This is a genomic window from Vreelandella vilamensis (assembly GCF_031451755.1).
Taxonomy (GTDB): Bacteria; Pseudomonadota; Gammaproteobacteria; order Pseudomonadales; family Halomonadaceae; genus Vreelandella; species Vreelandella vilamensis.
Genome location: NZ_JARWAN010000022.1, coordinates 34,421 through 60,585 on the forward strand (window position 1 = coordinate 34,421; position 26,165 = coordinate 60,585).

General features: G+C 55.7%; 21 protein-coding genes. 11 read left to right on the forward strand and 10 right to left on the reverse strand.

What is annotated here, in order from left to right:
• Positions 1 to 83 precede the first annotated feature (83 nt).
• The 3 genes from relA to ppc are packed head-to-tail and all read left to right on the forward strand — an operon-like array spanning position 84 to position 5,862.
• Positions 84 to 2,360, forward strand: coding sequence for a GTP diphosphokinase (gene relA / locus QC823_RS12805; RefSeq protein ID WP_309656744.1), 2,277 nt, complete (start codon positions 84 to 86; stop codon positions 2,358 to 2,360).
• Positions 2,360 to 3,217: a nucleoside triphosphate pyrophosphohydrolase gene (mazG, locus tag QC823_RS12810; RefSeq protein WP_309656745.1), complete on the forward strand. Its 858-nt coding sequence runs from the start codon at positions 2,360 to 2,362 to the stop codon at positions 3,215 to 3,217. Before relA ends, mazG begins: the two co-directional genes overlap by 1 nt.
• Positions 3,214 to 5,862: a phosphoenolpyruvate carboxylase gene (gene ppc / locus QC823_RS12815; RefSeq protein ID WP_309656746.1), complete on the forward strand. Its 2,649-nt coding sequence runs from the start codon at positions 3,214 to 3,216 to the stop codon at positions 5,860 to 5,862. The genes mazG and ppc overlap by 4 nt, the downstream gene beginning before the upstream one ends.
• Before the next feature lie 16 nt (positions 5,863 to 5,878).
• Here ppc and QC823_RS12820 read toward each other — a convergent pair whose 3' ends face one another.
• The 9 genes from QC823_RS12820 to QC823_RS12860 form a co-directional block, all read right to left on the reverse strand.
• Positions 5,879 to 6,457: a hypothetical protein gene (locus tag QC823_RS12820; RefSeq protein ID WP_422823658.1), complete on the reverse strand. Its 579-nt coding sequence runs from the start codon at positions 6,455 to 6,457 to the stop codon at positions 5,879 to 5,881.
• A gap of 83 nt (positions 6,458 to 6,540) precedes the next feature.
• Positions 6,541 to 7,359, reverse strand: a complete 819-nt coding sequence (locus tag QC823_RS12825) for a class I SAM-dependent methyltransferase (RefSeq protein WP_309656747.1) — start codon at positions 7,357 to 7,359, stop codon at positions 6,541 to 6,543.
• Positions 7,356 to 9,056: an AMP-binding protein gene (locus QC823_RS12830; RefSeq protein WP_309656748.1), complete on the reverse strand. Its 1,701-nt coding sequence runs from the start codon at positions 9,054 to 9,056 to the stop codon at positions 7,356 to 7,358. The genes QC823_RS12825 and QC823_RS12830 overlap by 4 nt, the downstream gene beginning before the upstream one ends.
• Positions 9,057 to 9,174: 118 nt before the next feature.
• Positions 9,175 to 10,080, reverse strand: coding sequence for a hydroxymethylglutaryl-CoA lyase (locus tag QC823_RS12835; protein ID WP_309656749.1), 906 nt, complete (start codon positions 10,078 to 10,080; stop codon positions 9,175 to 9,177).
• An 11-nt stretch (positions 10,081 to 10,091) separates the two neighbouring features.
• Complete coding sequence (locus QC823_RS12840) at positions 10,092 to 12,143, reverse strand: acetyl/propionyl/methylcrotonyl-CoA carboxylase subunit alpha (protein WP_309656750.1); 2,052 nt, start codon at positions 12,141 to 12,143, stop codon at positions 10,092 to 10,094.
• Positions 12,140 to 12,976 carry an enoyl-CoA hydratase/isomerase family protein gene (locus QC823_RS12845; RefSeq protein ID WP_309656751.1) on the reverse strand — a complete coding sequence of 279 codons (837 nt, stop codon included), beginning with the start codon at positions 12,974 to 12,976 and terminating at the stop codon, positions 12,140 to 12,142. Before QC823_RS12845 ends, QC823_RS12840 begins: the two co-directional genes overlap by 4 nt.
• 10 nt (positions 12,977 to 12,986) lie before the next feature.
• Positions 12,987 to 14,594 carry a carboxyl transferase domain-containing protein gene (locus QC823_RS12850; RefSeq protein WP_309656752.1) on the reverse strand — a complete coding sequence of 536 codons (1,608 nt, stop codon included), beginning with the start codon at positions 14,592 to 14,594 and terminating at the stop codon, positions 12,987 to 12,989.
• 10 nt (positions 14,595 to 14,604) lie between these two features.
• Positions 14,605 to 15,774 (reverse strand): isovaleryl-CoA dehydrogenase, encoded by a 1,170-nt coding sequence (locus QC823_RS12855; protein WP_309656753.1) that lies wholly within the window; start codon positions 15,772 to 15,774, stop codon positions 14,605 to 14,607.
• A 30-nt stretch (positions 15,775 to 15,804) separates the two neighbouring features.
• Entirely contained in the window at positions 15,805 to 16,269 is a 465-nt protein-coding gene (locus QC823_RS12860) for a MerR family transcriptional regulator (RefSeq protein WP_309656754.1), read from the reverse strand.
• Positions 16,270 to 16,591: 322 nt separating this feature from the next.
• On the opposite strand from QC823_RS12860, the gene QC823_RS12865 reads away from it, so the two are divergent.
• The 8 genes from QC823_RS12865 to mmsB all read left to right on the forward strand — a co-directional run bounded on the left by QC823_RS12865 (position 16,592) and on the right by mmsB (position 25,000).
• The gene (locus QC823_RS12865) at positions 16,592 to 17,383 is read left to right on the forward strand and encodes an ABC transporter ATP-binding protein (RefSeq protein WP_309656755.1); all 792 of its coding nucleotides are present in this window, start codon (positions 16,592 to 16,594) and stop codon (positions 17,381 to 17,383) included.
• On the forward strand, positions 17,380 to 18,135 hold the full coding sequence (locus tag QC823_RS12870; protein WP_422823659.1) for an ABC transporter ATP-binding protein: 756 nt from the start codon (positions 17,380 to 17,382) through the stop codon (positions 18,133 to 18,135). Before QC823_RS12865 ends, QC823_RS12870 begins: the two co-directional genes overlap by 4 nt.
• A 151-nt stretch (positions 18,136 to 18,286) precedes the next feature.
• Positions 18,287 to 19,510, forward strand: a complete 1,224-nt coding sequence (locus QC823_RS12875) for an ABC transporter substrate-binding protein (RefSeq protein WP_309656756.1) — start codon at positions 18,287 to 18,289, stop codon at positions 19,508 to 19,510.
• A gap of 109 nt (positions 19,511 to 19,619) precedes the next feature.
• The gene (locus QC823_RS12880) at positions 19,620 to 20,507 is read left to right on the forward strand and encodes a branched-chain amino acid ABC transporter permease (RefSeq protein ID WP_309656757.1); all 888 of its coding nucleotides are present in this window, start codon (positions 19,620 to 19,622) and stop codon (positions 20,505 to 20,507) included.
• Positions 20,508 to 21,524 carry a branched-chain amino acid ABC transporter permease gene (locus tag QC823_RS12885; protein ID WP_309656758.1) on the forward strand — a complete coding sequence of 339 codons (1,017 nt, stop codon included), beginning with the start codon at positions 20,508 to 20,510 and terminating at the stop codon, positions 21,522 to 21,524.
• Between the two features lie 195 nt (positions 21,525 to 21,719).
• Complete coding sequence (locus QC823_RS12890; protein WP_309656759.1) at positions 21,720 to 22,874, forward strand: acyl-CoA dehydrogenase family protein; 1,155 nt, start codon at positions 21,720 to 21,722, stop codon at positions 22,872 to 22,874.
• 34 nt (positions 22,875 to 22,908) lie between these two features.
• The gene (locus tag QC823_RS12895; RefSeq protein WP_309656760.1) at positions 22,909 to 24,027 is read left to right on the forward strand and encodes an enoyl-CoA hydratase/isomerase family protein; all 1,119 of its coding nucleotides are present in this window, start codon (positions 22,909 to 22,911) and stop codon (positions 24,025 to 24,027) included.
• A 76-nt stretch (positions 24,028 to 24,103) separates the two neighbouring features.
• Entirely contained in the window at positions 24,104 to 25,000 is an 897-nt protein-coding gene (gene mmsB / locus QC823_RS12900; protein ID WP_309656761.1) for a 3-hydroxyisobutyrate dehydrogenase, read from the forward strand.
• Here mmsB and QC823_RS12905 read toward each other — a convergent pair.
• Positions 24,982 to 25,914 carry a ketopantoate reductase family protein gene (locus QC823_RS12905; RefSeq protein WP_309656764.1) on the reverse strand — a complete coding sequence of 311 codons (933 nt, stop codon included), beginning with the start codon at positions 25,912 to 25,914 and terminating at the stop codon, positions 24,982 to 24,984. The genes mmsB and QC823_RS12905 overlap by 19 nt on opposite strands.
• Positions 25,915 to 26,165 lie beyond the last annotated feature (251 nt).

Genomic DNA, 26,165 nt, shown 5'->3' on the forward strand with positions numbered 1-26,165 from the left:
CAAGAAGTCAAACGTACCCGTTCGCGCTATTTTTGTAGGGTGCGTCGCTGTCAACGTCGCATCGAGAAAGGTGAGTAATTACCATGGTCAAAGTGCGAGAAGACCAGCCGCTCACCCCGAGCGGTTGGGTTGATATTCCGCAGTGGTTAGCGCGTCTGCAAGAGGATGTGCGCCTACGCGACCCTGATCGTCTGGCGCAAGCTTGCGAGCTGGCGCAGTCGCTTGAGAATGAGGCCAAAAAGGGCCATCGCGCCTGGCTTGCGCCTGGTTCGAGTTTTCGCATGGGGCTGGAAATGGCCGATATTCTCGGCGAACTCAAGTTGGATCAGCCGGCATTGGAAGCGGCAGTGCTCTACCGGGCCGTGCGCGAGGGGCGGTTAGGTTTAGACGTTGTGACCAAGCGCTTTGGTGCTGAAGTCGCGGGATTAATTGATGGCGTGCTACAGATGGCGGCGATCAGTCATCCGCAAGCGCCCAATCACGGCATGGGCCAGCATAATCAGCAGGAAAACCTGCGCAAAATGCTGGTGAATATGATTGATGACGTGCGCGTGGCGCTGATTAAGATCGCTGAACGCACCTGTGCGCTACGTCAAGTCAAAGACGCCCCGCTGGAAAAATGCCTGCAGGTCGCGCGGGAAGTCGTTGATATCTATGCGCCGTTGGCACACCGCTTAGGGATTGGGCAGATTAAATGGGAGCTTGAGGATCTGGCCTTTCGCTACCTCCATGAAGCCGAGTATAAAACCATCGCCAAGCTTTTGGCGGAAAGGCGTCTTGACCGCGACCACTATATTCATGAAGTCGTGGAAACGCTTAAGCAGCTGATGGAAGCGCAGCACATACATCACTACGACGTCAGCGGCCGCGCCAAACATATTTACTCTATTTGGCGCAAAATGAAGCGCAAGAAAATCGACTTTTCGCAGGTCCACGATATCCGCGCCGTTCGGGTGCTGGTCCCTGAAATCACCGATTGCTATACCGTGCTGGGGATTGTGCACTCGCGCTGGCATCACGTCCCTAGTGAGTTTGATGATTACATTGCCAACCCTAAGCGTAATGGCTATCAGTCGCTGCACACAGCGGTCATCGGGCCAGAAAATAAGGTCCTGGAGATCCAGATTCGCACCTTTGCCATGCACGATGAAGCCGAACTGGGAGTCTGCGCTCACTGGCGCTATAAAGGCCACGATACCAACGCCAAAAGCCGCAGTTACGAAGAGAAAATTGCCTGGCTACGCCAAGTATTGGAGTGGCAAGACGAAGTGGGCGATTTTGGCGACCTGCGCGAAGGGCTCTCAAGCGACGTAGCACCGGATCGTATCTATGTGTTCACCCCGGATGGCCATGTAATTGACCTGCCACGGGTCGCCACGCCCATCGATTTTGCCTATCGCGTGCACACTGAAATCGGCCACCGCTGCCGTGGGGCCAAGATCAACGGCCGTATCGTGCCGCTGACCTATAAGCTCAAAACCGGGCAGCAAGTCGAAATCCTCACCGCAAGCAAAGGCGGGCCGAGTCGCGATTGGCTCAATCCTAGCCTTGGCTATGTGCGTACGTCCCGCGCGCGGGCCAAGATTCAAGCCTGGTTTAAACACCAAGCGCGGGATCAAAACGTCGAAGAGGGGCAAGCGCTCTTTGAACGCGAAATGAAGCGCCTAGATGTTGAGGGGCTTGACCGTAAACGCCTGGCGGCGGCGGTCAATTACATTAGCGCTGAAGATATGTATGCCGCGCTCGGGGCCGGAGATCTGCGCATCGGTCAAGTATTAAACCAAGCCCAGCACCTGTTTGGTGAAACCGACGATCAGGAGCAACTTGGCCGTTTGCTGGCTAAGCCCAAACGCCAGTCGAGTAAGGCGACCAAAAGTGAGATTACCGTGCTGGGCGTAGGCAACTTAAAAACCAGCATGGCTAACTGCTGCCGGCCGGTGCCGGGAGAGCCTATCGTCGGATTCATCACGCAAGGGCGTGGGGTAACGGTTCACCGGGAAGATTGCCCCAATATATTGCAATTGCGTGGCGATGAGCCGCAACGCATTATCGAAGTCGAGTGGGGCGAGCGAGCGCAAACCCGCTACCCGGTGACCATCGAAATTCAAGCCTGGGACCGTTCGGGACTATTGCGCGATGTGACCGGTCTGCTGGGCAATGAGAAAGTCAACGTGCTGGCTGTCAACACGCTCACCGATACCGACGAAGGCATTGCCCGTCTGCGCATTACGCTGGAAGTCGAAGGGCTGGAAGCCCTCGGGCGGCTATTCTCGCGTATTCAGCAGCTGCCCAACGTCACGGAAGTGCGGCGGTTGCGCAATGCCGATCCGGAAAAAAGCACTCGTCAAGGAGGCTCATAATGCGTTACCAGCTGGAAGATCTGCTCACGCTGATGCAAGTGTTACGCGACGTTGACCAAGGTTGCCCGTGGGATATCAAACAAGACTGGGACAGTATCGTGCCGCACACGCTTGAAGAAGCGTATGAGGTTGCCGACGCTATCGAGCGCCGCGCTTTTGATGAGCTGCCTGGCGAGCTGGGGGATTTGCTTTTTCAGGTCGTGTATTACGCGCAGTTCGGCGCTGAGGAGCAGCGCTTTGACTTTGCCGATATCGTCGATACGCTGGTGAAAAAGATGCTGCACCGCCATCCGCATGTCTTTCCGGATGGCACGTTGGCGTCGCGCCGTCCGCCCGGCGTGAGTGCCGATGAGGTTCAGACGCAGCAAGTCAAGCAGCGTTGGGAGGCGCTAAAAGCCGAAGAGCGTGACGCGCGAACTGCCAATTCGGCTTCAGCGTTAGACGATGTGCCGCGCACACTGCCGGCGCTTTCGCGCGCAGCCAAGCTCTCGAAACGTGCCGCACGCGTAGGCTTTGATTGGCCGGACGCGCGCGGTGTGCTGGCCAAAATTCGCGAAGAAATCGACGAAGTTGACGCGGCACTTGAGGCCGGCAATCAGCGCCACGCGCTAGACGAAGTGGGTGATTTGCTGTTTGCCGTGACCAATCTAGCTCGCACGCTAAACGCCGACCCCGAGCAATGCTTGCGTGCCACCAATAGCAAGTTTGAGCGCCGCTTTCATTACGTCGAGCAAAGATTGGCAGTAAAAGGTCGGTCAATTACGCAGGCGTCGCTCGACGAGATGGAAGCCCATTGGCAAGCGGCGAAAGTTAATGTTGATGCAGCACACGAGCCCTGCAAGGAGGCTACGTCATGAGTCACGATTTACATGAATCGCTGCGCGACAATGTGCGCATTCTTGGTGATAGCTTAGGCCGGACCATCGCCGATGATTTGGGGCAATCCTTCGTGGATAAAATCGAAGCGATACGCGCTCACGCCAAGCAGGGGCGCCAGGGGGATACGCTGCGCCAGCGTGAACTGATCGAGTATTTGCGCGAGCTACCTGAGCGTGACCTTTTACCCGTCACCCGCGCGTTCAACCAGTTTTTGAACCTGGCGAATATTGCCGAGCAGCACTATCGTGCCCGTTTTCGCCACGTAGAGGATTACAAACCTGGTACGCAGCCGGCGCTTGGGGATTTGCTCTCGCGCGCCAAACAGGCCGGCAATTCGCCGCGCAAACTGGTGGAAACACTCGCCACGATGCGCGTGGAATTGGTGCTCACCGCCCATCCGACTGAAGTTATCCGCCGTACGCTGATTCAAAAGTACGATGCCATCGATGGCTGCTTGACCGCTATCGAAAACTCGGAGGATTACCCCGAGCGCGGTGCTCGCGCTCAGGGGCGCTTGGAAGAGCTGATTAGCCAAGCATGGCATACCGACGAAATACGTCACGAGCGCCCCACGCCGGTGGACGAAGCCAAATGGGGCTTCGCCGTGATTGAAAACTCGCTATGGCAAGCGGTGCCCGATTTTCATCGTGACCTGGATAACCTACTGGTGGAAACCGCGGGCGAGCGCCTGCCGTTGGATGCTGCGCCGATTCGCTATGCTTCATGGATGGGCGGGGATCGTGACGGCAACCCCAATGTCACCGCCAAGGTGACCAGTGAAGTGTTGCTGTTAGGCCGCTGGATGGCAGCGGATCTCTACCTACGTGATTTGGAGCAGCTTAAAACCGAACTCTCGATGTGGAAGGCCAATAGCGCCCTGAAAGCGGAAGTGGGCGATGTGAACGAGCCTTATCGTGAGCTATTAAAGCGGTTGTTGGTTCGCGTTGAAGCAACCCGCGATTGGGCCAAGGCCCGACTCGATGGGTGCAGCTTTGAGGGTGGCCCGATTATCGAAACCCGTGATCAGCTCTACGCGCCGCTTTTAGCGTGTTACCGCTCGCTTTGCGATGTGGGGCTCGACACCATCGCCAATGGCGCGCTATTGGATACCTTGCGCCGCGTCGCGGTGTTCGGCGTCACCCTCACCAAGCTTGATTTGCGCCAGGAGGCGAGCCGCCACGCGCAGGTGATGGAAGAGCTCACCGAGGCGTTGGGGCTTGGGCACTACCAGCAGTGGGATGAAACGCAGCGTCAACGCTTTTTGCTCGACGAGCTTGATTCTCAACGGCCGTTGATTCCGCGCCGCTGGGAGTGTTCCGCCGAGTCTCGTGAGGTGTTAGATACCTTCAAGGTTGTGGCTGAAGAGCATCGCGAAGCACTGGGTACCTATATTATTTCCATGGCGGCTGAGCCTTCTGATGTGCTCACGGTTGCCCTATTGATGAAAGAGGTCGGCGGAAAGGTAGCCTTACCTATTGCGCCGCTGTTTGAAACACTCAACGACCTTGATCACGCCAGCGATGTGGTCAATCAACTGCTGTCGCTTCCCGGCTATCGAGCGCTCATTAGCGATCGCCAGGAAGTGATGATTGGCTATTCGGACTCAGCGAAAGATGCCGGGCAGCTTGCGGCCGCTTGGGCGCAGTATCGTGCCCAAGAAGCGCTGGTGAATGTTTGCGAACAACACGGCGTGGATTTAACGCTCTTTCATGGCCGCGGTGGCACGGTCGGGCGCGGCGGCGGCCCAGCGCACGCCGCGATTCTTTCTCAGCCGCCGGGGTCGGTAAATGGCAGCCTGCGGGTTACCGAGCAAGGCGAGATGATTCGCTTTAAGTTTGGTCAGCCGGAAATCGCGCTACGCTCAATGGAAATTTATGCGTGTGCGGTACTCGAAGCGACGCTGTTGCCACCGCCGGCGCCCGAGCCGCACTGGCGTGAAGAGATGGATCAACTTGCTGACATTGCCCATGCTGCTTACGTCAAAGTGGTACGCGAAGATCCCGATTTTGTGCCTTATTTTCGCTCGGTGACACCAGAAAGCGCGCTAGGTAGGTTGCCGCTTGGCTCGCGGCCCACCAAGCGACGTCAAGACGGCGGGGTGGAAACGTTAAGAGCTATCCCTTGGATTTTTGCCTGGACGCAGATACGTTTGATGCTGCCGGCGTGGCTAGGAAGCGGGGAGGCATTTTCCCGGCGGTTGGCGCAGCCCGGTGGACGCGAAGTGCTGCAAGAGATGCGTAATCAGTGGCCTTTTTTCGGCACGTATTTGGATATGCTGGAAATGCTGTTAGCCAAAGCGGACGTGGGTATTGCCGCTTACTACGAGCACCGCTTGGTGGATGAGCCGTCACTTAAGGCGTTGGGCAAGCAGCTGCGTGAGCGTTTCGAGAGTCTGGAAGAGGCCGTGTTAGAAGTGCTGAAGCAGGAGACGCTATTGGAGAACACACCGCTGATTCGTCAAGCAATCGAGGTACGCAACCCCTATATTGACCCACTCCACGGGTTACAGGCAGAGCTTTTGCAACGTAATCGCGATGCTGATGGGGCGATTAGCGCCGATCTTTCCCGTGCGCTTATGGTGACCATGGCAGGGATTGCCGCCGGACTGCGTAACACCGGGTAACGCGTAACGTTAACGCTTAAAAAGGCAGGTGCAGGGAAGCACTTAGCTGGTTTAAGTGGTTGAGAGTTGATGCATCAATGCGTTCATACTCTAAACGACTGACCAAGCGATTAACGCGAACGCTGGCGCCAAACCCATGCAGCGTCGATGTACCGCTGTCATCGAGATTATGTGGTGAGTAGGTTTCGCCACGCCACTCCGTTAGGCCTGATTTCGCATAAACGCTGAAGGTGCCCATGCGTATGCCTGCGACTAAGGCACCCCCTAGGCTCATGGTATTTATCAGCATGGAATTGGGGCCCGAGGCAATAGGCACTTCGTCGCTTTCGCGATAAGCAATTTCCGCACCGATATCAAATTGGGGCAAATAAACAGGCGAATAGCCAGCGGTCACACGAAAGCCTGATGAATAAGTATCCAACCCACTTAGATCACTGCCTTCGAGAATCACGCCGTTGTTGAGCTGCAGCAGCTCGCTGTCCGGGGCGGTGTAGGCTAAAGGCGAGGCAATGGGCGCATTGTCGTCTTTATCATCTGCATGACTGGCGCCTAATGGCAGCAGACAACAAAACAGGCTGGTAGCGATGCGTTTCACGTTGATGGCTCCAAGTGCGTACTGCGTGACGCACAGTGACAATCCCATCAATCAGGATTTTTATTTGATTACCATGAAATAGCTTAGCAACTCGCTTCGATTTCAACCACCTTAATGGCCTCATCGGCTAAGTTGGCAACCAAGTTTTTTCCCATGGTGAGGAAACGTTCGCCAAATACCAGTTGCGGAGAAAGGTGTGCTTGGCGTTGATTTTGCGTCTCTTTTTCGCGCTGGCGCTGGCGCTTTCGCCAGGCAAGGGCGTCTTCGCTCCAGTCGTTAAAGTGATTTAGGTAGAAACCGGCGTCGCGTAGGCGTGTTTTGAGCGAGGCGGCGCTTTCTAAGTGTGAGTGAGCGGCATCTGAGGCCCAAGGTACCGGATAGCGCATCGCCAGAGCGTTAGGGCCGCTGACCACTTCATGCATGACGAGCTTTCCGCCAGGACGCAAAACGCGACGGCATTCACTCAGTACTGCCTGTCCGTCGGGCATATTAAGAAAGCTGTGTTGAAACAGCACCGCGTCCATGCTGGCAGTGGCAAATGGCAGGTGGGTGGCATCGCCGGTCACGCATTGCGCTCGTTCCTCTAATCCAGAAAGCACCGAGAGCCCTTGGTTTAAGCGGTTAAACCCGTGAGTGATATCCAACCCCACCAGCACAAACCCCAGCTCAGCTGCTTGGCGCATGAGTCCGCCCACGCCGGCCCCGATATCCAAAACGCGGGGATGGGTTTTGGCGTCGAGTAGCTGAATTAGCTTGGCAGATGCCTTAATCCCGCCAATATGCAGTTGATCAAGTGGGGCCAGCTCAAAAAGCGTCGGACCAGACGGGTAATGCTCGGCCACCTGGCCGAGCACGTCATTCACGCGTAAATGTTGCTGGTAATGATGCGTCAGCGTGTTCACTTCTCAAGTCCTAGCTCTTCGATGGAGATTTCACGCATTTTGAACTTCTGAATTTTGCCGGTCACCGTCATCGGGAATTCATCGACAAATTTGAAGTAGCGCGGAATCTTGAAGTGGGTAATTTTGCCTTTGCAAAATTCGCGCAGCTCTTCGTCGGTTACGTCTTGTTTGCCGTTAAGCTTGACCCAGGCAATCAACTCCTCGCCGTACTTTTTGTCCGGTACGCCGGTGACTTGGACTTCCGAAACCGCCGGGTGGGTATAGAGGAACTCCTCGATCTCTTTGGGATAGACGTTTTCGCCGCCGCGAATCACCATGTCTTTGATGCGGCCCACAATTTGCACGTAACCCTCGTCGTCCATGGTGGCCAAATCGCCAGTGTGCATCCAACCCGCTTCGTCAATGGCTTCGTCGGTCGCCTTTTCGTTGCTCCAGTACTTGAGCATCACGCTATAACCCCGGGTGCAGAGCTCGCCAATTTCGCCACGCGGAAGAATACCGCCGCTGCCCGGGTCGACAATTTTGCTTTCCAGGTGTGGCTGGGTACGCCCCACGGTAGAAACACGCTTTTCGATGCTGTCGTCAGCGCCGGTCTGGGTGGAAACCGGACTAGTCTCGGTCATGCCGTAGGCGATCTGGACGCCCTTCATGTTCATCTTATCGATGACCTGCTTCATGACCTCCGCGGGGCAAATGGAGCCGGCCATGATGCCGGTGCGCAGGCTAGAAAGATCGAAGCTTGAGAAATCCGGATGATCAAGCTCGGCGATAAACATCGTCGGCACGCCATAAAGGGCGGTGGCGCGCTGGGAGTGAACGGCTTTTAGCACTGACTCTGGATCAAAGCCTTCACCAGGATAAATCATCGCCGCGCCATGCGTTACACAGCCAAGGTTGCCCATTACCATGCCGAAGCAGTGGTAGAGCGGCACAGGAATAACCAGACGATCTTCGCTGGTAAAGCCCATGCTTTCGGCGACAAAAAAGCCGTTGTTGAGAATGTTGTGGTGCGAAAGGGTCGCGCCTTTGGGGAAGCCGGTGGTGCCAGAGGTGTACTGAATGTTAATCGGGTCGTCGAACTGCAGGGTGGCTTGCAGGTCGTCAACGTCGGTTTGGCTAATCTGGTTGGAGTGGTCGAGCAGGTCTTGCCAGCGCCACATGCCGTCGTACTTCTCGCTGCTTAAGTTGATCACCCCTTCAAGCTCTGGCAGCTTTTGCGATTTAAGTTTGCCTTCGGCGCTGGCTTTAAGCTCTGGCGCGAGTTCAACCAGCATGCCGCGGTAGTCTGACGACTTGAAGCTGTCGGCGGTAATGAGAAAGCGTGCGCCGGACTGATTTAGCGCGTACTCCAGTTCATGAGTACGGTAAGCCGGGTTAATGTTAACCAAAATGGCACCGATCTTGGCGGTAGCGAACTGAGTTAATGTCCACTCGCTGCAGTTGGGCGCCCATATTGCGACGCGATCACCGGCCTGCACGCCCAGCGCGAGAAGGCCCCGCGCCACGCGATTGACTTCGTCTTGCAGCTGTTTGTAAGTCCAATGGATGTCCTGGTGGAGTACGATCAGCGCGTCATTGTCCGGGTATTGGGCGACAATCTGGTCGAACTTATCGCCGATGGTCATACCCAGCAGCGGCTTATCCGCCGTGCTGCTGGTGTAGCTGGGTAAAATAGGCGCTTGTGGTTGTAAAGCCATGAGTGTCTCTCCAACGTATTGTTGTCTTCGTAATGCTGATGTAAAAAGCTGGTGTTGTCCGCGTAACGTTCGTTGCGTCGTTTTTTATTATGATTGCAATATCTTGCTCGGGCGCTGCCTACTGCTGGCAGCCCATGGCTAACGCGACCTTGGAACTCGGCGTGCGGCCAAGTTGGGCGGTGATCCAGTAACCGGTATCGATTACGGCTTGTAGGTCGATACCCGTCTCAATACCTAAACCTTTTAGCAGGTAAAGCACATCTTCGGTGGCGACGTTGCCCGAGGCGCCCTTGGCGTAGGGGCAGCCGCCAAGACCCGCGGTCGAGGCGTCAATCACGCTCACGCCTTCTTCCAGCACGGCGTAGAGGTTGGCCAGCGCTTGCCCGTAGGTATCGTGAAAATGCGCCGCTAAGCATTCCATGGGTACCTCGCGGCTTACGGCGTCTATCATGCGCTTGGCTGCCAGCGGCGTCCCTACGCCGATGGTATCGCCCAGGGATATTTCATAGCAGCCCATGTCATAAAGCGCTTTGGCCACTTCCGCCACTTTGGCCGGCGAAATCTCACCTTCGTAGGGGCAGCCGAGCACGCAAGAGACGTAGCCGCGCACCCGTAAACCGGCGTCGCGGGCACGCGCGAGCACCGGTTCAAAGCGTGCAAGCGATTCGCTCACCGAGCAGTTGATGTTTTTCTGCGAAAACGCCTCCGAGGCCGCACCGAACACCGCGACTTCATCGGCCTTGGCCTCTAGGGCGTTTTCCAGGCCCTTTAGGTTGGGGGTAAGCGCGGAGTACACCACGCCAGGGCGTCGGCTGATGCCGGCCATGACGCCACCAGCATCGCCCATTTGCGGTACCCACTTGGGCGAGACGAAACTCGCCGCTTCGATGTGGGACATACCGGCGTTTGCCAGGCGCTCGATAAGCTCGATTTTGGTTGCCGTGGGCACCGGCGCGCCGGGCTCATTTTGCAGCCCGTCACGCGGTGACATTTCGAAAAGCCGTACGGAAGAGGGCAGTGTCATGGTTGATCTCCTTACGCGTCTGCGGCGAAGTCCAAGAGCACATCACCTTGGCCAACGGTATCGCCAGCGGCGAAGTGAAATACCTCAACAAAACCATCCGCCGGCGCGGTCATGGTGTGCTCCATCTTCATTGCTTCCATCACCATTAGCGGCATGCCTTTTTCGACGCGCTGCTCTGGTGCGACCAAAAGCGTTACCACGGTGCCGTGCATGGGAGCGGTAAGCGTGGATTCTGCCTCGTGGTGACCATGATCGATGGCATCGATGCGCCGCCAGAAAAGGCGCGTTTCGCCCGCCGGGTCAGACAGCACCACCACATGGCCGTCGCGGCGTGCCTGCAAGCGGCGACGATGGCCGTTGAGCGTGACCGCGACCGCGTCGCCATCCAGCTGCTGAAGCCGAGCCGTCAGGGTGGCGCCCTCCACGTTGCCGCCGTGAAGCGTTAGGTTCCACGGGTCGGCGTCGCTTTCGCGGGTGCCTTCCACGACGACCACGGCGTCGCTATCGACATCCTGGACGCGTGCCGGGTCGCATAGGGCAATGCGAATGGTGTGCGGCGCGTTCAAGCGAAAGCCGTCGTGTCGATCCCAAGGTGAGTCGCTTTCGCATTCGCGGGCGAGCTGACCAAGGCCGATGAGCGCCGCACTGGCGTACTCTTCCAAGCGGTATGCTTTGGGGGCAAAAAGGGTCGCTTCGTTGCGCTCGATAAAGCGCGTATCAAGGTCGAGGTTCTTGAAGCCCGGGTGTGTTGCCAGGCGCTGTAAAAACGCGCGGTTGGTCACCACACCTTGCACGTCCAATGCGGCGAGGGCGCGGTTGAGAGTGGCGAGGGCCGCATCGCGATCAATGCCATGAACAATCAGTTTGGCGAGCATGGGGTCGTAGTGCATGGAGACCACATCGCCGCTCTCCACGCCGCTATCCAAACGCACTTGGTCGGACGCTAACCCAGCGCCAGCCAAATCCAGCGCGAAGCGTTCAAGCGTGCCGGTAGCGGGCAGGAAGTCCTGCTCGGGATCTTCGGCGTAGAGGCGCGCCTCAAAACTGTGGCCGGTAATGGTGAGCTCTTCCTGGTTCAGCGGAAGCGGCTCGCCCATGGCCACCCGCAGCTGCCACTCGACCAAATCTTGCCCGGTGATCATTTCGGTGACGGGGTGCTCGACCTGTAGGCGGGTGTTCATCTCCATAAAGAAGAACGAGCCATCGACGTCGAGCAAAAACTCAACCGTACCCGCGCCGACGTAGTGGATCTCCTGGGCGGCGCGAACAGCGGCCTCGCCCATCTCGCGGCGAAGCTCAGGCGTCATGCCCGGCGCGGGGGCTTCTTCAAGCACTTTCTGGTGGCGACGCTGTACCGAGCAGTCGCGCTCGAATAGGTAAACGCCGTTGCCGTGGCTATCGCAAAATACCTGAACCTCAACGTGACGCGGCTGAACCAGGTACTTCTCAATCAGCATTCGGTCATCGCCAAAGGCCGCCTTGGACTCGCGGCGGCAACCGTCGAGCGCCGCTTGAAAGGCATCACCCGATTCGACCACGCGCATGCCTTTGCCGCCGCCGCCAGCGCTGGCTTTGAGCATCACCGGGTAGCCAATTTTATCGGCTTCGGCGCGCAGCAAATCATCACCTTGTTCGTCGCCGTGGTAGCCCGGTACCAGCGGTACGCCGGCGTTGTGCATCCGTGCTTTGGCCGAGGATTTATCGCCCATCGCGGCAATCGCCGAAGAAGGTGGGCCAACAAAGGTAATGCCGGCTTGGTCTAGGGCTTTAACAAAGGCGCCGTTTTCGGAAAGAAAGCCATAGCCAGGATGAATCGCGCCGCTGCCGGTCCGCTTAGCCGCTTCAATCACGGCGTCGACATTCAAGTAGCTCTCGCGCGCCGAGGCAGGACCCAAACGCACCGCTTCATCGGCTTCGCGCACGTGACGGGCGTTGGCATCGGCGTCTGAATAGACCGCCACGGTTTTTAGCCCCATGCGGCGGGCGGTGCGCATGACGCGGCAGGCGATTTCGCCACGGTTGGCAATCAATAGGGTGTCGAACTTGTTCATTTTAGTGGTCATGAACGGGGCTCCGTGGCGTTGTTATTGCGTGCAGCCCAGTCTTGTTCTACCCAGGCCGGGCGGCGTTTATCGAAGAAGCTGGCCAATCCCTCTTGGCCTTCATCGCTTACCCGTAGGCGCGCGATGACCTGGCAGGTGTGCTCACGGGTGGCATCCGCGTCAGGCGCTTTGGCGACACTGGCCAGTAAGGCTTTAGTGGCGCGCTGGGCCTGCGGGGAGCCTCCAAGGAGCGTGGTCAGCATTGCGTCAACCGCAACGTCGAGTTCTTCAGCGGCGACGACCTGATGCGCGAGGCCAAGCGCCAAGGCGGTGGGGGCGTCCATGACCTCAGCGGTCAGCGCGTAGCGACGCATTTGGCGCTCGCCAAGGGCGCGCTGAACGTAAGGGCTGATAACAGCAGGAGATAAGCCAATCTTGACCTCTGAGAGGCAAAACTTGGCCTTTTCGGAAGCGACCACGACATCACAGCATGCCGCTAGCCCCACCGCGCCGCCAAAAGCCGCGCCTTGGACGCGGCAAACACTGGGGCAGGGCAGCGTGTCGAGCCTATGCATTAGTTGTGATAGCTTGCGCGAATCGGCGAGATTGTCGTCAAGGTCGTAATCGACCATGCGCTTCATCCAATTAAGGTCCGCGCCCGCCGAGAAACTTTTGCCCTCCGAGCCCAGTACGACGGCACGCACCTCGCCTTGCTGTGCCAAAGTGTGTAGCTCATCGAGGTGCGCGTTGAGCTCGGCAATCAAGTGATCGTCAAAGGCGTTGTGAACGTCTGGGCGGTTTAGCGTCAGCCAGGCAACGCCGTTGGTATCGATACCAAGAGATGAAAAAGCCATGGGTTGCTCCTTACATCCGGAACACGCCGAAGCGTGTTTCTTCGATTTCGGCATTCATGGCGGCGGCAAGCGAGAGACCAAGCACGTCACGGGTTTGGGCCGGGTCAATCACGCCGTCATCCCAGAGGCGGGCGCTGGCGTAATAAGGATGGCCCTGGTGCTCGTACTGCTCACGCGTCGGCTGTTTAAAGGCTTCTTCCTCGGCGTCGGTCCACTCGCGGCCTTCGCGCTCGATCTGCTCGCGTTTGACTTGGGCGAGCACGCCGGCTGCTTGTTCGCCACCCATCACGGAAATACGTGCGTTGGGCCACATGAACAATAGGTTCGGGTCATAGGCGCGACCGCACATGCCGTAGTTGCCGGCACCGAAGCTGCCGCCGATCAGTACGGTGAACTTGGGGACTTTGGCGCACGCCACCGCGGTAACCAGTTTGGCGCCGTGCTTGGCGATGCCTTCATGCTCGTACTTGGAGCCGACCATAAAGCCGGTGATATTCTGTAAAAAGATCAGCGGGATTTTGCGCTGCGCACAGAGTTCAATAAAGTGCGCGCCTTTCACCGCGCTTTCCGAAAACAGCACGCCGTTATTGGCGACAATGCCCACCGGGTAGCCGTGAATATGGGCAAAGCCGGTGACGAGTGTATCGCCGTAGTAGCGTTTGAACTCATCGAAGTCGGAGTTATCGACCGTGCGAGCGATGACCTCGCGCACGTCATACGGCTTTTTCAGATCGGTCCCCACGATGCCGTAGAGCTCGTTAGGGTCGAGCTTGGGCGGCTTGGGGGCTTGCATGTTGAGTTCGCCGCGCTTTTGCCAATTCAGGCGCGAGACACACGCGCGCGCCAGCTGCAGGGCGTGAGCATCGTTTTCGGCGTAGTGATCGGCCACACCGCTTTTTTTGGTGTGAACATCGGCGCCACCAAGGTCTTCCGCGCTGATGGATTCGCCGGTCGCGGCTTTCACCAAGGGCGGCCCGCCGAGGAAAATCGTACCCTGCTCTTTAACGATGATGGATTCGTCCGCCATGGCGGGCACGTAGGCGCCGCCAGCGGTGCAGGAGCCCATCACCACGGCAATTTGCGGAATGCCTTCGGCAGACATGGTTGCCTGGTTATAGAAGATGCGCCCGAAGTGGTCGCGGTCGGGGAAGACCTCATCCTGGCGGGGCAAAAAGGCGCCGCCGGAATCGACTAGGTAAATACACGGCAGGCGGTGTTTGCGGGCGATGTCTTGGGCGCGAATGTGCTTTTTCACCGTCATCGGGAAGTAGGTGCCGCCCTTGACGGTGGCGTCATTGGCGACAATGACGCACTCCACGCCACTCACGCGGCCAATGCCCGTGACCACACCCGCGGCGGGTACATCAGACTCGTAGACGTTGTGCGCGGCCAGCGCGGAAAACTCCAGAAACGGCGAGCCTTCGTCGATCAAGTGGTCGATACGGTCACGGACGAAAAGCTTGCCGCGTGACTCGTGACGGGCGCGCGCTTTCTCACCACCACCTTGGCTAATGGCGGCGGTGAGCTCGCGAAGCTTCATCACCTCGGCGCGCATCGCGGCTTCGTTGGCTTGAAAAACGTCGCTTCTGAGATTCACTTGTGTGGTTAATGTGCTCATGGCGAACCCCTTATTTCGACTCGTTGAAGAGTTCACGGCCAATTAGCATGCGGCGGATCTCGCTGGTGCCGGCGCCGATTTCATACAGCTTGGCGTCGCGCAGTAAGCGCCCGGTGGGGTACTCGTTGATGTAGCCGTTGCCACCAAGCAGCTGAATGGCATCGAGCGCGACTTGCGTCGCTTTTTCGGCGCAGTAAAGAATCACACCGGCGGCGTCTTTGCGCGAGGTTTGGCCCTTGTCGCAGGCGCCAGCTACGGCATAAAGGTAAGCACGGCAAGCGTTCATGGTGGTGTACATATCGGCGATTTTGCCCTGTACCAGCTGAAATTCACCAATCGATTGGTTGAACTGTTTGCGTTCGTGAATGTAGGGCAATACCACGTCCATGGCGGCTTGCATAATGCCAATGGGGCCTGCCGCCAGCACGGCGCGCTCGTAGTCTAGGCCGCTCATCAGCACCTTAACGCCACGGTTGAGCTCACCTAGGATATTCTCTTCTGGTACTTCGCAATCTTGGAACACCAGCTCACAAGTGTTGGAGCCGCGCATGCCCAATTTGTCGAGCTTTTGCGCAGTGGAGAACCCTGGCATGCCTTTTTCAATAATAAAGGCGCTGATGCCTTTGGAGCCGGCGTCCGGGTCGGTTTTGGCGTAAACCACCAGAACATCGGCATCCGGGCCGTTAGTAATCCACATTTTGTTGCCGTTGAGGATGTACTTGTCGCCTTCTTTGCGTGCCCGCAGCTGCATGGAAACAACGTCCGATCCGGCGCCCGGTTCGGACATCGCTAGCGCACCCACGTGCTCGCCGCTGATCAGTTTGGGTAAGTACTTGGCTTTCTGCTCAGGGCTTGCGTTGATTTTTAATTGATTCACGCAAAGGTTTGAATGCGCGCCGTAAGAAAGCGCAACGGAGGCGCTGGCCCGCGAGATCTCTTCCATGGCGATGCAGTGGGCGAGATACCCCATGCCGGTGCCGCCATCTTCTTCTGAAACGGTGATGCCCAGAAGCCCCATGTCGCCAAACTTCTGCCACAAGTCATTGGGGAATTCGTTTTTCTCGTCGATTTCAGCGGCGCGCGGGGCGATTTCGTCGCGAGCAAAGGCGTTGACCTGCTCACGCAGCATATTGAGTTCGTCGTCAAGGCCGAAGTTAAGTTCTGAATAATGGGTAAACATGTCGATCACCTTTGCTTGGGTTAGTAGGCGTTAATGCATGGTCGCGGAGGTTGATGCGCGTTTAGGACTGGCTGTTTTGTTGTTATCCGCTGCGCGGTCTTCTTCTTCGAGTTTTTGATGCAATTCTTCTAGCGCCTGACGGCAGCGAATTTCAGCGCTTTCAAGCTCTAGTTGCACCATGGTGATGTCTTTCATCTGCTGCTCTAACGCCGCTCGGCGCTCAGAGATTTTGCTCAGCATTAGGTGCAACTGCTTTTCACTGCCGCTACGGGTCTCGTCCCATAGCTCAAACAATTCACGAATTTCCGCCAGAGAAAAACCAAGTCGCTTACCGCGCAGCGTGAGTTTGAGACGAACACGATCCTTACTGCTGTAGATGCGCGTTTGTCCACGTCGTGCGGGGTGCAGAAGCTCTTGATCTTCGTAAAAGCGGATGCTGCGCGTGGTGACGTCAAATTCGTTGGCCAGCTCGCTAATAGAGTAGGTTTTGCACATAATGATGTTTCTCGCAATAGGGGATATGTCCCTATGGAACATTGTCAACGAGGCTAAAACAAGTTCACGTTAACGTAAAGTGCTAATAGTATAATGTTGACTGGCGTTGAAAGTCGGTAACTCCCTGATTTTTATAGATATAGTGTGTCTATCTAAAGTGCTAATTCTTTTTGATAGACCAAAGTTCTAATTGTCACACCCCCTCAAGCGTTGCTAGTTTGCATCTACAGCTTACGTTTAGGTAAGGCTAGAGCGCCGGCATGCGAACATTTCTCGGTCGGTGAAAAGTCAGCACAATAACAACAAAGAGGCTTGTTACTTTATGAGTGCAGACGAAGCTCGAGAGACCTATGTTCTCGAAACCCGAGGGTTGACCAAAGAATTTCGCGGTTTTACCGCGGTCGACGACGTCAACCTGCAAGTTCAGGAAGGGCACATTCATGCTCTTATCGGTCCTAATGGCGCCGGTAAAACCACCGTATTCAACTTGCTTACTAAATTTTTGCCGCCAACACGCGGTGAGATTCTTTATCGTGGCAAACCCATCACTAGCATGAAATCTAATGAGATTGCGCGGATGGGATTAGTTCGTTCCTTTCAGATTTCGGCGGTGTTTGCCCACATGACGGCGCTCGAAAACGTGCGTGTCGCGTTGCAGCGAGAGTTGGGTACGTCTTTCCATTTTTGGAAATCGGAAAAATCCCTTGAGCACCTCAATGAACGCGCGCTAGAGCTATTGGAAGAAGTCGGGCTGCGCGAGTACGCCGATACCCTAACTGTCGAGATGCCTTATGGACGCAAGCGAGCGCTAGAAGTCGCCACAACGCTGGCGCTAGACCCGACCATGATGCTACTCGACGAGCCTACTCAGGGCATGGGGGCGGAAGACGTCGACCGCATTGTTGAGCTGATCAAGCGTGTATCCAAGGGGCGCACGGTTCTCATGGTTGAGCATAATTTGAGTGTGGTTAGCCGTCTGTGTGACCGCATTACCGTGTTGGCCCGTGGCGCTGTACTGGCTGAAGGCGATTACGAAAATGTGTCACGCAACCCGCTAGTGCGTGAAGCCTACATGGGAAGCGACGCCGCTGAAGAAGAGGAAGCGCAAGCATGAATACCGCTGAACAATTGACGCCGGAGCAGCTAGACGCCACGCGGCCGCAGAGTGCGGAGATGTTGCGAGTACAAGATCTGCATGCGTTTTATGGCGAGTCGCACATTCTTCACGGCGTGGATTTTGATGTGAAACGCGGCGAATTGGTGACGCTATTGGGCCGTAACGGTTCTGGGCGAAGCACCACGCTTAAATCGATCATGAATATGGTCGGACGTCGTACTGGCTCGATCATGGTAAACGGCAACGAAACTCTCGACATGAAGCCGCACCATATCCCCCGGTTAGGAATTGGCTACTGCCCAGAAGAGCGCGGTATTTTCGCCAGTCTTGATGTTCACGAGAACCTGCTTTTGCCGCCGACGGTACGCTCTGATGGCATGACGCTGGATGAAATTTACGCCATGTTCCCTAATCTGTATGAACGGCGTAAAAGCCAGGGTACTCGCCTTTCCGGTGGTGAGCAGCAAATGCTAGCCATGGCACGTATTCTGCGCACCGGCGCGCGTATTTTGTTGCTGGATGAAATTACCGAAGGGTTGGCCCCGGTGATTGTGCAAAAACTCGCCGAGGTGCTGATGATGCTTAAAGAGCGTGGCATGACCATTGTGCTGGTGGAGCAGAACTTCCGCTTTGCGGCTCCTCTAGCCGATCGCCATTACGTCATGGATCACGGGCAAATTGTTGAAGAGATTACGGCGGCGCAGCTGCCATCTCGGCGTGAGCATCTCAACTCCATGTTGGGGGTTTAGCGCCATTCGCAAACGCTGCCCACGCAGCGAATTTATAAGAACGAAACTCGTAAGAACGCAAGTCGTAAGAGCGCATGGAGCGAGCCGATTTGGCAAGAAGCTTTGTGCGTCGTAATACAACAACAAATACCCATACGGGTAGGAGACGAGCATGACTTTCATCAAAAAAACACTTACCACCAGCATTGCGCTTGCCGCAGCATCCACGTTCGCGGTTACCGCGGCGCAGGCACAAATGAGCGATAACGAGGTACGTATTGGCTACCTGGCCGATATGTCGGGCACGTATCGTGATCTTGCCGGCCCCGGCGGTCTGACGGCCATGGAAATGGCCATTGAAGATTTCGGTGGTAGCGTTAACGGTGCTCAGATTAGTGTTCTCAGCGCCGACGATCGCAACAGTGCTGATGTGGGTGCCAATACCGTGCGTGAATGGATCGACCGCGATAACGTTGACATGGTCGGGGGCTTAGTGGCGTCGTCGGTATCCATTGCGGTTACCAAAGTGATTGAGGAAAACAACGGTCTCGCTATCGTGTCGGGGTCGGCAGCCTCCAGTATTACCAACGAGCACTGCACGCCTAATCATATTCACTACGTCTATGACACCTACCCGCTGGCTAACGGTACCGCCAAAGCGGTCGTCGAGCAGGGCGGTGATACGTGGTTTATGTTGACCGCAGACTACGCATTTGGCCATGCACTTGAGGGTGACGTGACCAAAGTAGTGGAAGAAAATGGTGGTGAGATCGTGGGCACGATTCGCCACCCGTTCCCCACTAATGATTTCTCCTCTTACATCCTTCAGGCTCAAGGGTCTGGTGCCAAGATTGTGGGGCTTGCGAATGCTGGCTCAGATACAGTCAATGCCATTACCACTGCTAGTCAGTTTGGCTTAACGCAATCAGGGCAGCAGTTGGCCGGCCTACTGATCTTTTTGAATGACGTTCACGCGCTGGGTCTGGAAGCAACCCAGAACCTGCTTCTGACAACCGGTTGGTATTGGGATATGGATGATGAAGCTCGCGCCTGGGCCGATCGCTATTACGAAGAAGTGGGTGCACGCCCGACCATGGTGCAGGCGGGTATCTACTCCAGCACCATGCATTATCTCAAGTCGGTAGAAGCGGCAGGGACCGATGACCCTGAAGTGGTGCGTGCGCAGATGGCGGAAGAGCCTATTAATGACTTCTTCGCCCGCAACGGTCAGATTCGCGAAGATGGTCGTATGGTTCACGATATGTACCTCGCCCAGGTGAAAACACCGGAAGAATCCACCAGTGAATGGGATCTTTACAAGATTCTAAGCACGATTCCTGCAGAAGAAGCCTACCGTCCGCTGTCTGAAAGCCAGTGCGACCTGGTGCAGAACTAAGCCGGAAAGCAATTCATAAGTCATAAGTACTAAATCATAAGTACAAAGGGAGGCGATAAAGGTCAGTAGGCCTTGTTGCCTCCTGCTTGACGGCGAGGAGAGTCGTAATATGACGATGATATTTGGCGTGCCATTGGCAGTGTTTATGGGCCAGATAACACTGGGCCTAGTAAACGGTGCCTTTTATGCACTGCTCAGCTTGGGCCTGGCCGTTATCTTTGGCCTGCTTAAAATCATTAACTTTGCCCACGGGGCACAGTACATGCTTGGGGCATTTGCCGCGCTGTTAGGCTTGGAGTATCTGGGCATTAACTACTGGCTGGCGTTGCTTTTGGTGCCGCTTGTAGTCGGGATTTTCGGTATGGTGCTAGAGCGTTACTTGCTGCGCCGTATTGCCCATCTTGACCACTTGTATGGCCTGCTGTTGACCTTTGGTTTGGCACTCATTCTTGAAGGTACGCTCGTCAATTTCTTTGGGGTGTCCGGTGCGCGTTACCCAACACCTGAAGTGTTTCAGGGTGGCCTGAATTTAGGCTTTATGTTCCTGCCGACCTACCGCGCGTGGGTGCTTGTCGCGGCACTGGCAATGTGTCTTTTTACCTGGTTTATGATCGAACGCACACGACTGGGGGCTTATCTGCGTGCCGGTACTGAAAACTCTCAGCTGATGCAGGCGTTTGGCGTTAATGTGCCGCTGTTGATTACTCTGACCTACGGTTTTGGTGTGGCGTTAGCCGCGTTTGCCGGTGTGCTTGCTGCTCCGCTTTATCCGGTTTCACCTACCATGGGGTCAAGTCTTTTGATTGTGGTATTCGCGGTGGTCGTTATTGGTGGTATGGGGTCAATTTTAGGCGCCATTATTACTGGTTTAGCCATGGGGGTTATCGAAGGTCTGACCAAGGTGTATTACCCGGAAGCCTCAAATACCGTGATCTTCTTAGTGATGATTCTGGTGCTCTTATTACGCCCTGTCGGGCTGTTCGGTAAGGAGGCTTAAATGGCTGACTCTCAATCTCTTTCGCAAACACCTTCACATGCATCTTCCCAGGCGTCTGCTGTTTTAGAGCGTCAGCGTCGCGCTAAGATACGTCGCAACTTGTTTTATCTTGCCTTAGTGGCGGTTGGGCTTGTGGCACCTTTTGTCGCTTACCCAGTATTTTTAATGAAGGTGCTGTGTTTTGCTCTTTTTGCCAGCGCGTTTAACTTGCTACTGGGCTATGCGGGCTTGCTTTCCTTCGGGCATGCGGCATTTCTCGCTACCGGCGGCTACATTACCGGTTACTTACTGGCAAGCTATCCAGGGCTCACGCCAGAACTGGGGATTATTGCCGGCACATTAGTGGCTACCGCAATAGGGGTGGTATTTGGGATTCTATCGATTCGTCGCCAAGGTATTTACTTCGCGATGGTGACCTTGGCTCTCTCTCAACTGGTGTACTTTGTCTACATTCAGGCACCCTTTACCGGCGGTGAAGACGGCCTGCACGGCGTGCCTCGCGGTGAGCTTTTTGGCTTCATCAACCTAAGTAATAGCCTCGCAATGTATTATTTTGTGTTTGCCATCTTTATCTTTGGTTTCGCAGTGATTCAGCGTACGGTGCATTCGCCTTACGGGCAGGTGATGAAGGCGATTCGTGAAAACGAGCCGCGAGCGGTGTCTCTAGGCTATAACACTGATGCGTACAAGCTGGTGGCTTTTGTGCTGTCTGCCGCGCTAGCCGGGCTTGCCGGTTCTACCAAAACCGTGGTGTTCCAGCTCGCCTCATTGACTGATGCGCATTGGCATATGTCCGGCGAAGTGATTTTGATGACGTTGCTTGGCGGTGTTGGGACTCTGTTGGGGCCGATCACTGGGGCAGGTATCGTCGTAAGTTTGCAGCACGTGCTTGGACAATCGCCTTTGGGTAACTGGGTGAGTGTGATCTTGGGGGTTATCTTTGTGGTCTGCGTGTTGAGTTTCCGTAGCGGCATCATTGGTGAGCTAGCGCGTATGTACAATAAAAACTTTAAGTAAATAAAATTGCGAGTCTGTCCGTTGTGTTGGCGCCCTTGTGGCGCCTTTTTTATTGGGTGAGACGCCAAAAGTCGTAGATGCAAAAGCGTTGCTTGTAGAAGCGCAAAATAATAAGTTAACGTAAACGTCAATTAAGTATGCCAACAATGATAACAGCAACCGATCAGCCGCTGGCTGATAGAAGCGGAGACACTCATGAATTTTGAGCTAAACGAAGATCAAATCGCCTTTGCCGATATGGCACGCGCTTTCGCTGAGAATGAGCTAGAACCCCACGCGGCCGAGTGGGATCAAAACGCCATCTTCCCTGTTGATGTGATCCGTAAGGCTGGCGAGTTGGGGTTTTGCTCGCTGTACGCACCGGAAAGCGTTGGAGGGCTAGGCTTATCCCGCTTAGACGCCAGCATCATTTTTGAGCAGCTTTCCATGGGCTGCACCTCTACCACAGCTTATCTCACCATTCACAACATGGTGACGTGGATGCTGGCGGACTTCGGCCAGCCGGAAGTGGTGGAACAGTGGGGCGAAAAACTCGCCACCGGCGAGCTATTAGGGTCTTACTGCCTCACCGAGCCCAACGCTGGCTCTGATGCCGCCTCACTCAAAACAACGGCTAAACGAGATGGCGATGACTTTGTGCTCAACGGCAGCAAAATGTTTATTTCTGGCGCTGGTAGCACGGACTTTCTCGTGGTGATGGCGCGCACCGGTGGGGAAGGCGCCAGCGGTGTTTCCGCTTTTGCCGTAGATGCCAAAGCCGAGGGCATTAGCTATGGCCGCAAAGAAGACAAAATGGGGTGGAACAGCCAGCCTACACGCATGATTACTTTTGAAGACGTTCGCGTACCGGCGATCAACATGCTGGGTAACGAAGGCGACGGCTTTAAAATTGCCATGAAAGGCTTGGACGGTGGCCGCATTAATATTGCCACTTGTTCCATTGGTACGGCCCAGCAAGCGATTAACAAAGCACGCGAGTACATGCGGGAGCGTAAGCAGTTTGGTAAAAAGCTGGCTGACTTCCAGGCACTGCAGTTCCGCCTAGCGGATATGGTGACGGATCTGGTGGCGGCGCGTCAGATGGTACGCTTAGCTGCAACCAAGCTTGACGCCGGCCATGCCGATGCCGGGACCTACTGTGCTATGGCAAAACGCTTTGCCACTGACGTGGGCTTTAATGTTTGTGATGAGGCGCTACAACTTTACGGTGGCAACGGCTACATCAAGGAATACCCGATGGAGCGCTATGTGCGTGATACGCGCGTGCACCGCATTCTTGAAGGGACAAATGAAATCATGCGTTTAATCATTTCTCGCCGGGTCTTGGCGGACAGCGCCACCGAGCTATAAGCTCAGGTAACCCGTAATTTATAAGGAGCGCTGAATGAGTAGTGTGATTTTTACCGAACATCCGACCCATGATGGTCATGCCATCGCTGAGATTAAGCTCAACGCTGAACGTTCGCTCAATGCGCTAACGCTTGAGATGATCGACGAAATTTTGCCTCGGCTCGAAAGCTGGGAGCAGGACGATAAAATTGTTGCGATTATGCTCGATAGCGCTGGGGAAAAAGCGTTTTGTGCCGGCGGTGACGTGGTCAATCTCTACAAAGCCATTATTGGCGAAGGCGACCCGGATTTCCCTCAGCAGTTTTTTGAACGCGAGTATCGCCTGGATTACCGTTTACATACTTACGCCAAACCGGTGATTTGTTGGGGTAACGGCATTGTGATGGGCGGTGGTATGGGGCTTCTCAGTGGCAGCAGCCACCGTATTGTGACCGAAACCTCGCGCTTAGCGATGCCGGAAGTCACCATCGGCCTTTATCCGGATGTCGGTGCTAGCTGGTTTTTGAACCGTTTACCTAACGGCACCGGGCACTTTTTAGCGATTACCGGTAGCCAGATCAACGCGCTTGATGCCCATCACCTAGGGCTTGCCGACCGAATGATTGCAAGCGATAAGCGTGGTGTGTTGCTTGAGCACCTTACCGGTGCGCGTTGGGGCGACGATGATCAAGCCGATGCTCAAGGGATCGTCAATAAAATACTGCGCGAGCTAGAACGTGAGTCTCAACCGGTGTTTGAAGAGATGGAGGCACCGGTCTACAAGTTCAGCCCGTTAATTCGTGAGCTGATGGATCACGACACCATTGATCAAGCCGTGGCGGCCATTCTTGCCGTAGAGAGCGATGATAAGTGGTTCGGCAAGGCGCAGAAAACGCTTTCACACGGTAGCCCTGTTTCCGTCAAACTGATTGATGAGCAACTCAAACGAGCTAAACACATGTCGCTAGTGCAGGTGTTCCAATCAGAGCTTGCGCTGTCGGTGCAGTGTTGCCGCCACCGTGAGTTTCCGGAAGGTGTGCGCGCGCTGCTGGTGGATAAAGACGGTAAGCCTCAATGGACCTACTCGAATGTGGCAGCGGTAGAAGATAGCTTTATCGATGGGCTTTTGACTCAGCCTTGGGCGCAAAACCCGTTGGCGGATCTGGGCGATTAAACCTATCTGACCCATAACGCCTGTAATACCAACTAAGACAATAATCCAACTAAGACAACAATAAGGACCCGACACCATGGCAACAATTGCATTTATCGGCTTGGGCAACATGGGCGGCCCCATGGCGGCGAACCTGGCAAAGGCTGGCCATGAAGTGCGTGCCTTTGATCTCTCGTCGAAGGCGCTGGATGAGGCTAAATCGCAAGGCTGCAACGTAGCGAATTCGGCGCAAGAGGCGGCTAAAGGCGCGGATTTCGTGATTTCCATGCTGCCGGCGGGTAAGCACGTGCGTGGGCTGTATGTCGATGGCGACGCACCGCTATTTGATGTGGTCAGCAGCGACGCGTTGGTCATCGATTGCTCAACTATTGATGCCGATACCGCTCGCGATGTCGCGGCGGCTGGCGCCGAAAAAGAGATTGGTTTTGTGGATGCCCCGGTTTCTGGCGGGGTTGGCGGGGCGAAAGCGGGTGCGCTCACCTTCATTGTGGGTGGGAGTGAGGCACAATTTGCTCAGGCCAAGCCGGTGCTTGAGCCGATGGCCAAAAACATCTTTCACGCCGGGGATCACGGCGCGGGACAGATCGCCAAGGTATGCAACAACATGCTGTTGTCGATCTTGATGGCGGGCACCTGCGAGGCAATCAACATGGGCGTGAAAAACGGCCTCGATCCCGCGGTACTTTCCGAAATCATGAAGCAAAGCTCTGGCGGCAACTGGGCGCTCAATGGGTATAACCCGTATCCCGGTGTGATGGAAAATGCCCCGGCGTCCAACGGTTACCAGGGCGGTTTTCAGGTGGATTTAATGTTTAAAGACCTGGGCCTTGCCATGGATGTCAGCCAGCTAAGCGCATCCCCGGTGCCGATGGGCTCCGCCGCGCGTTCGCTGTTTAACCTGCACAAAGCAAATGGCAACGGCAAACTGGATTTTTCAAGCCTGATGCAGTTCTATCAGGATAAAGACGCATAAGCCGTTTCTTTCTTGGCAAGCGCTAGATCGAGCGCCACCAGCTCTGCGCAAGGGAGCTGGTGGCGTTTGGCGCTTTCCATTAACGGCCCCAAAATTGCGTTGCGCTCGGTGGGGCGCTTGGCCTCCACGTCTTGCAGCATCGAGGCCTTATTGTTGGCGGTGTTCTCCACCACTTGCCACACCAATGCCAACCACGCTTGCTCACCTTGCTCCCCGTTTGGCGGCTGAATACCTTCGGCCTGCAAGATCATGGCGACTTCTCTTACGACCGCTTCAACATGCGTTGCATAAGCTTCATGCCGCAATACTCCGTTTCGAACTTCGTGCAACGCGACTAAGGGGTTAATCGCGGCGTTCACCGCCAACTTCTGCCATAAGCGCTGACGGATATCATCGACCGCTGAAGCGTTAATATCCGCCTGTGACAATACGCCAGCCAATGCTTCGGCCAACGCGCCGTGCTGGTTATTTAAATCGCCAATAAACGTCGGCCCGCGGCCCGCATGCACCACACTATCGTCCCCGGTTATGTAAGCACCTTGGGTAGTGGTCGCGCACAACACTGGCCCCGGCCACGCCTGTGTAATACGCGGCTGCGCCAAAAAGCCGTTCTGCCACAGTACTAGCGGGGTAGTAGGGGGAATCTCGCTCGCGATATTTACGAGCGCCGCCTCAGCGGCCATGGCCTTGGTGGCGATATGCACAACCCCAGGCGCTGGCTGCGCTTCAGAAACCAACTCGGCAACGGTGAGTGTATTTAACCGCTGTACCCGTTGTTCGCCTTCCAGCGTGGTGAGCGTTTGCTCATTCGGTAGTGCCTGGCGCCCAATTAGCGTGACGGCAGACTGAGGCGCAAGCGAATGCGCCAACAAGCGGCCAATCGCGCCGGGGCCGAGTATCCAGTGGGAAGTCATCATTGATTTAGCGCCATCCGAAGGAGATTTTCGCTTTGCGTAATGAACACCGTTATCAGCTGCGGTGATACCCGCAAGCTTACCGTGTTCAGCATAAGGAAATGAAGGCGAACCAGACCGCACCATACACGGCTAAGGATTAATGACGACATTTATCATTCAATGGTTCGGACAGTTTTAAAGAAAGCCTGATGCTCAGATAATAGGGTCTCTCACAACACCACCACCCGAGCACAGGCTTTCATGGAAAT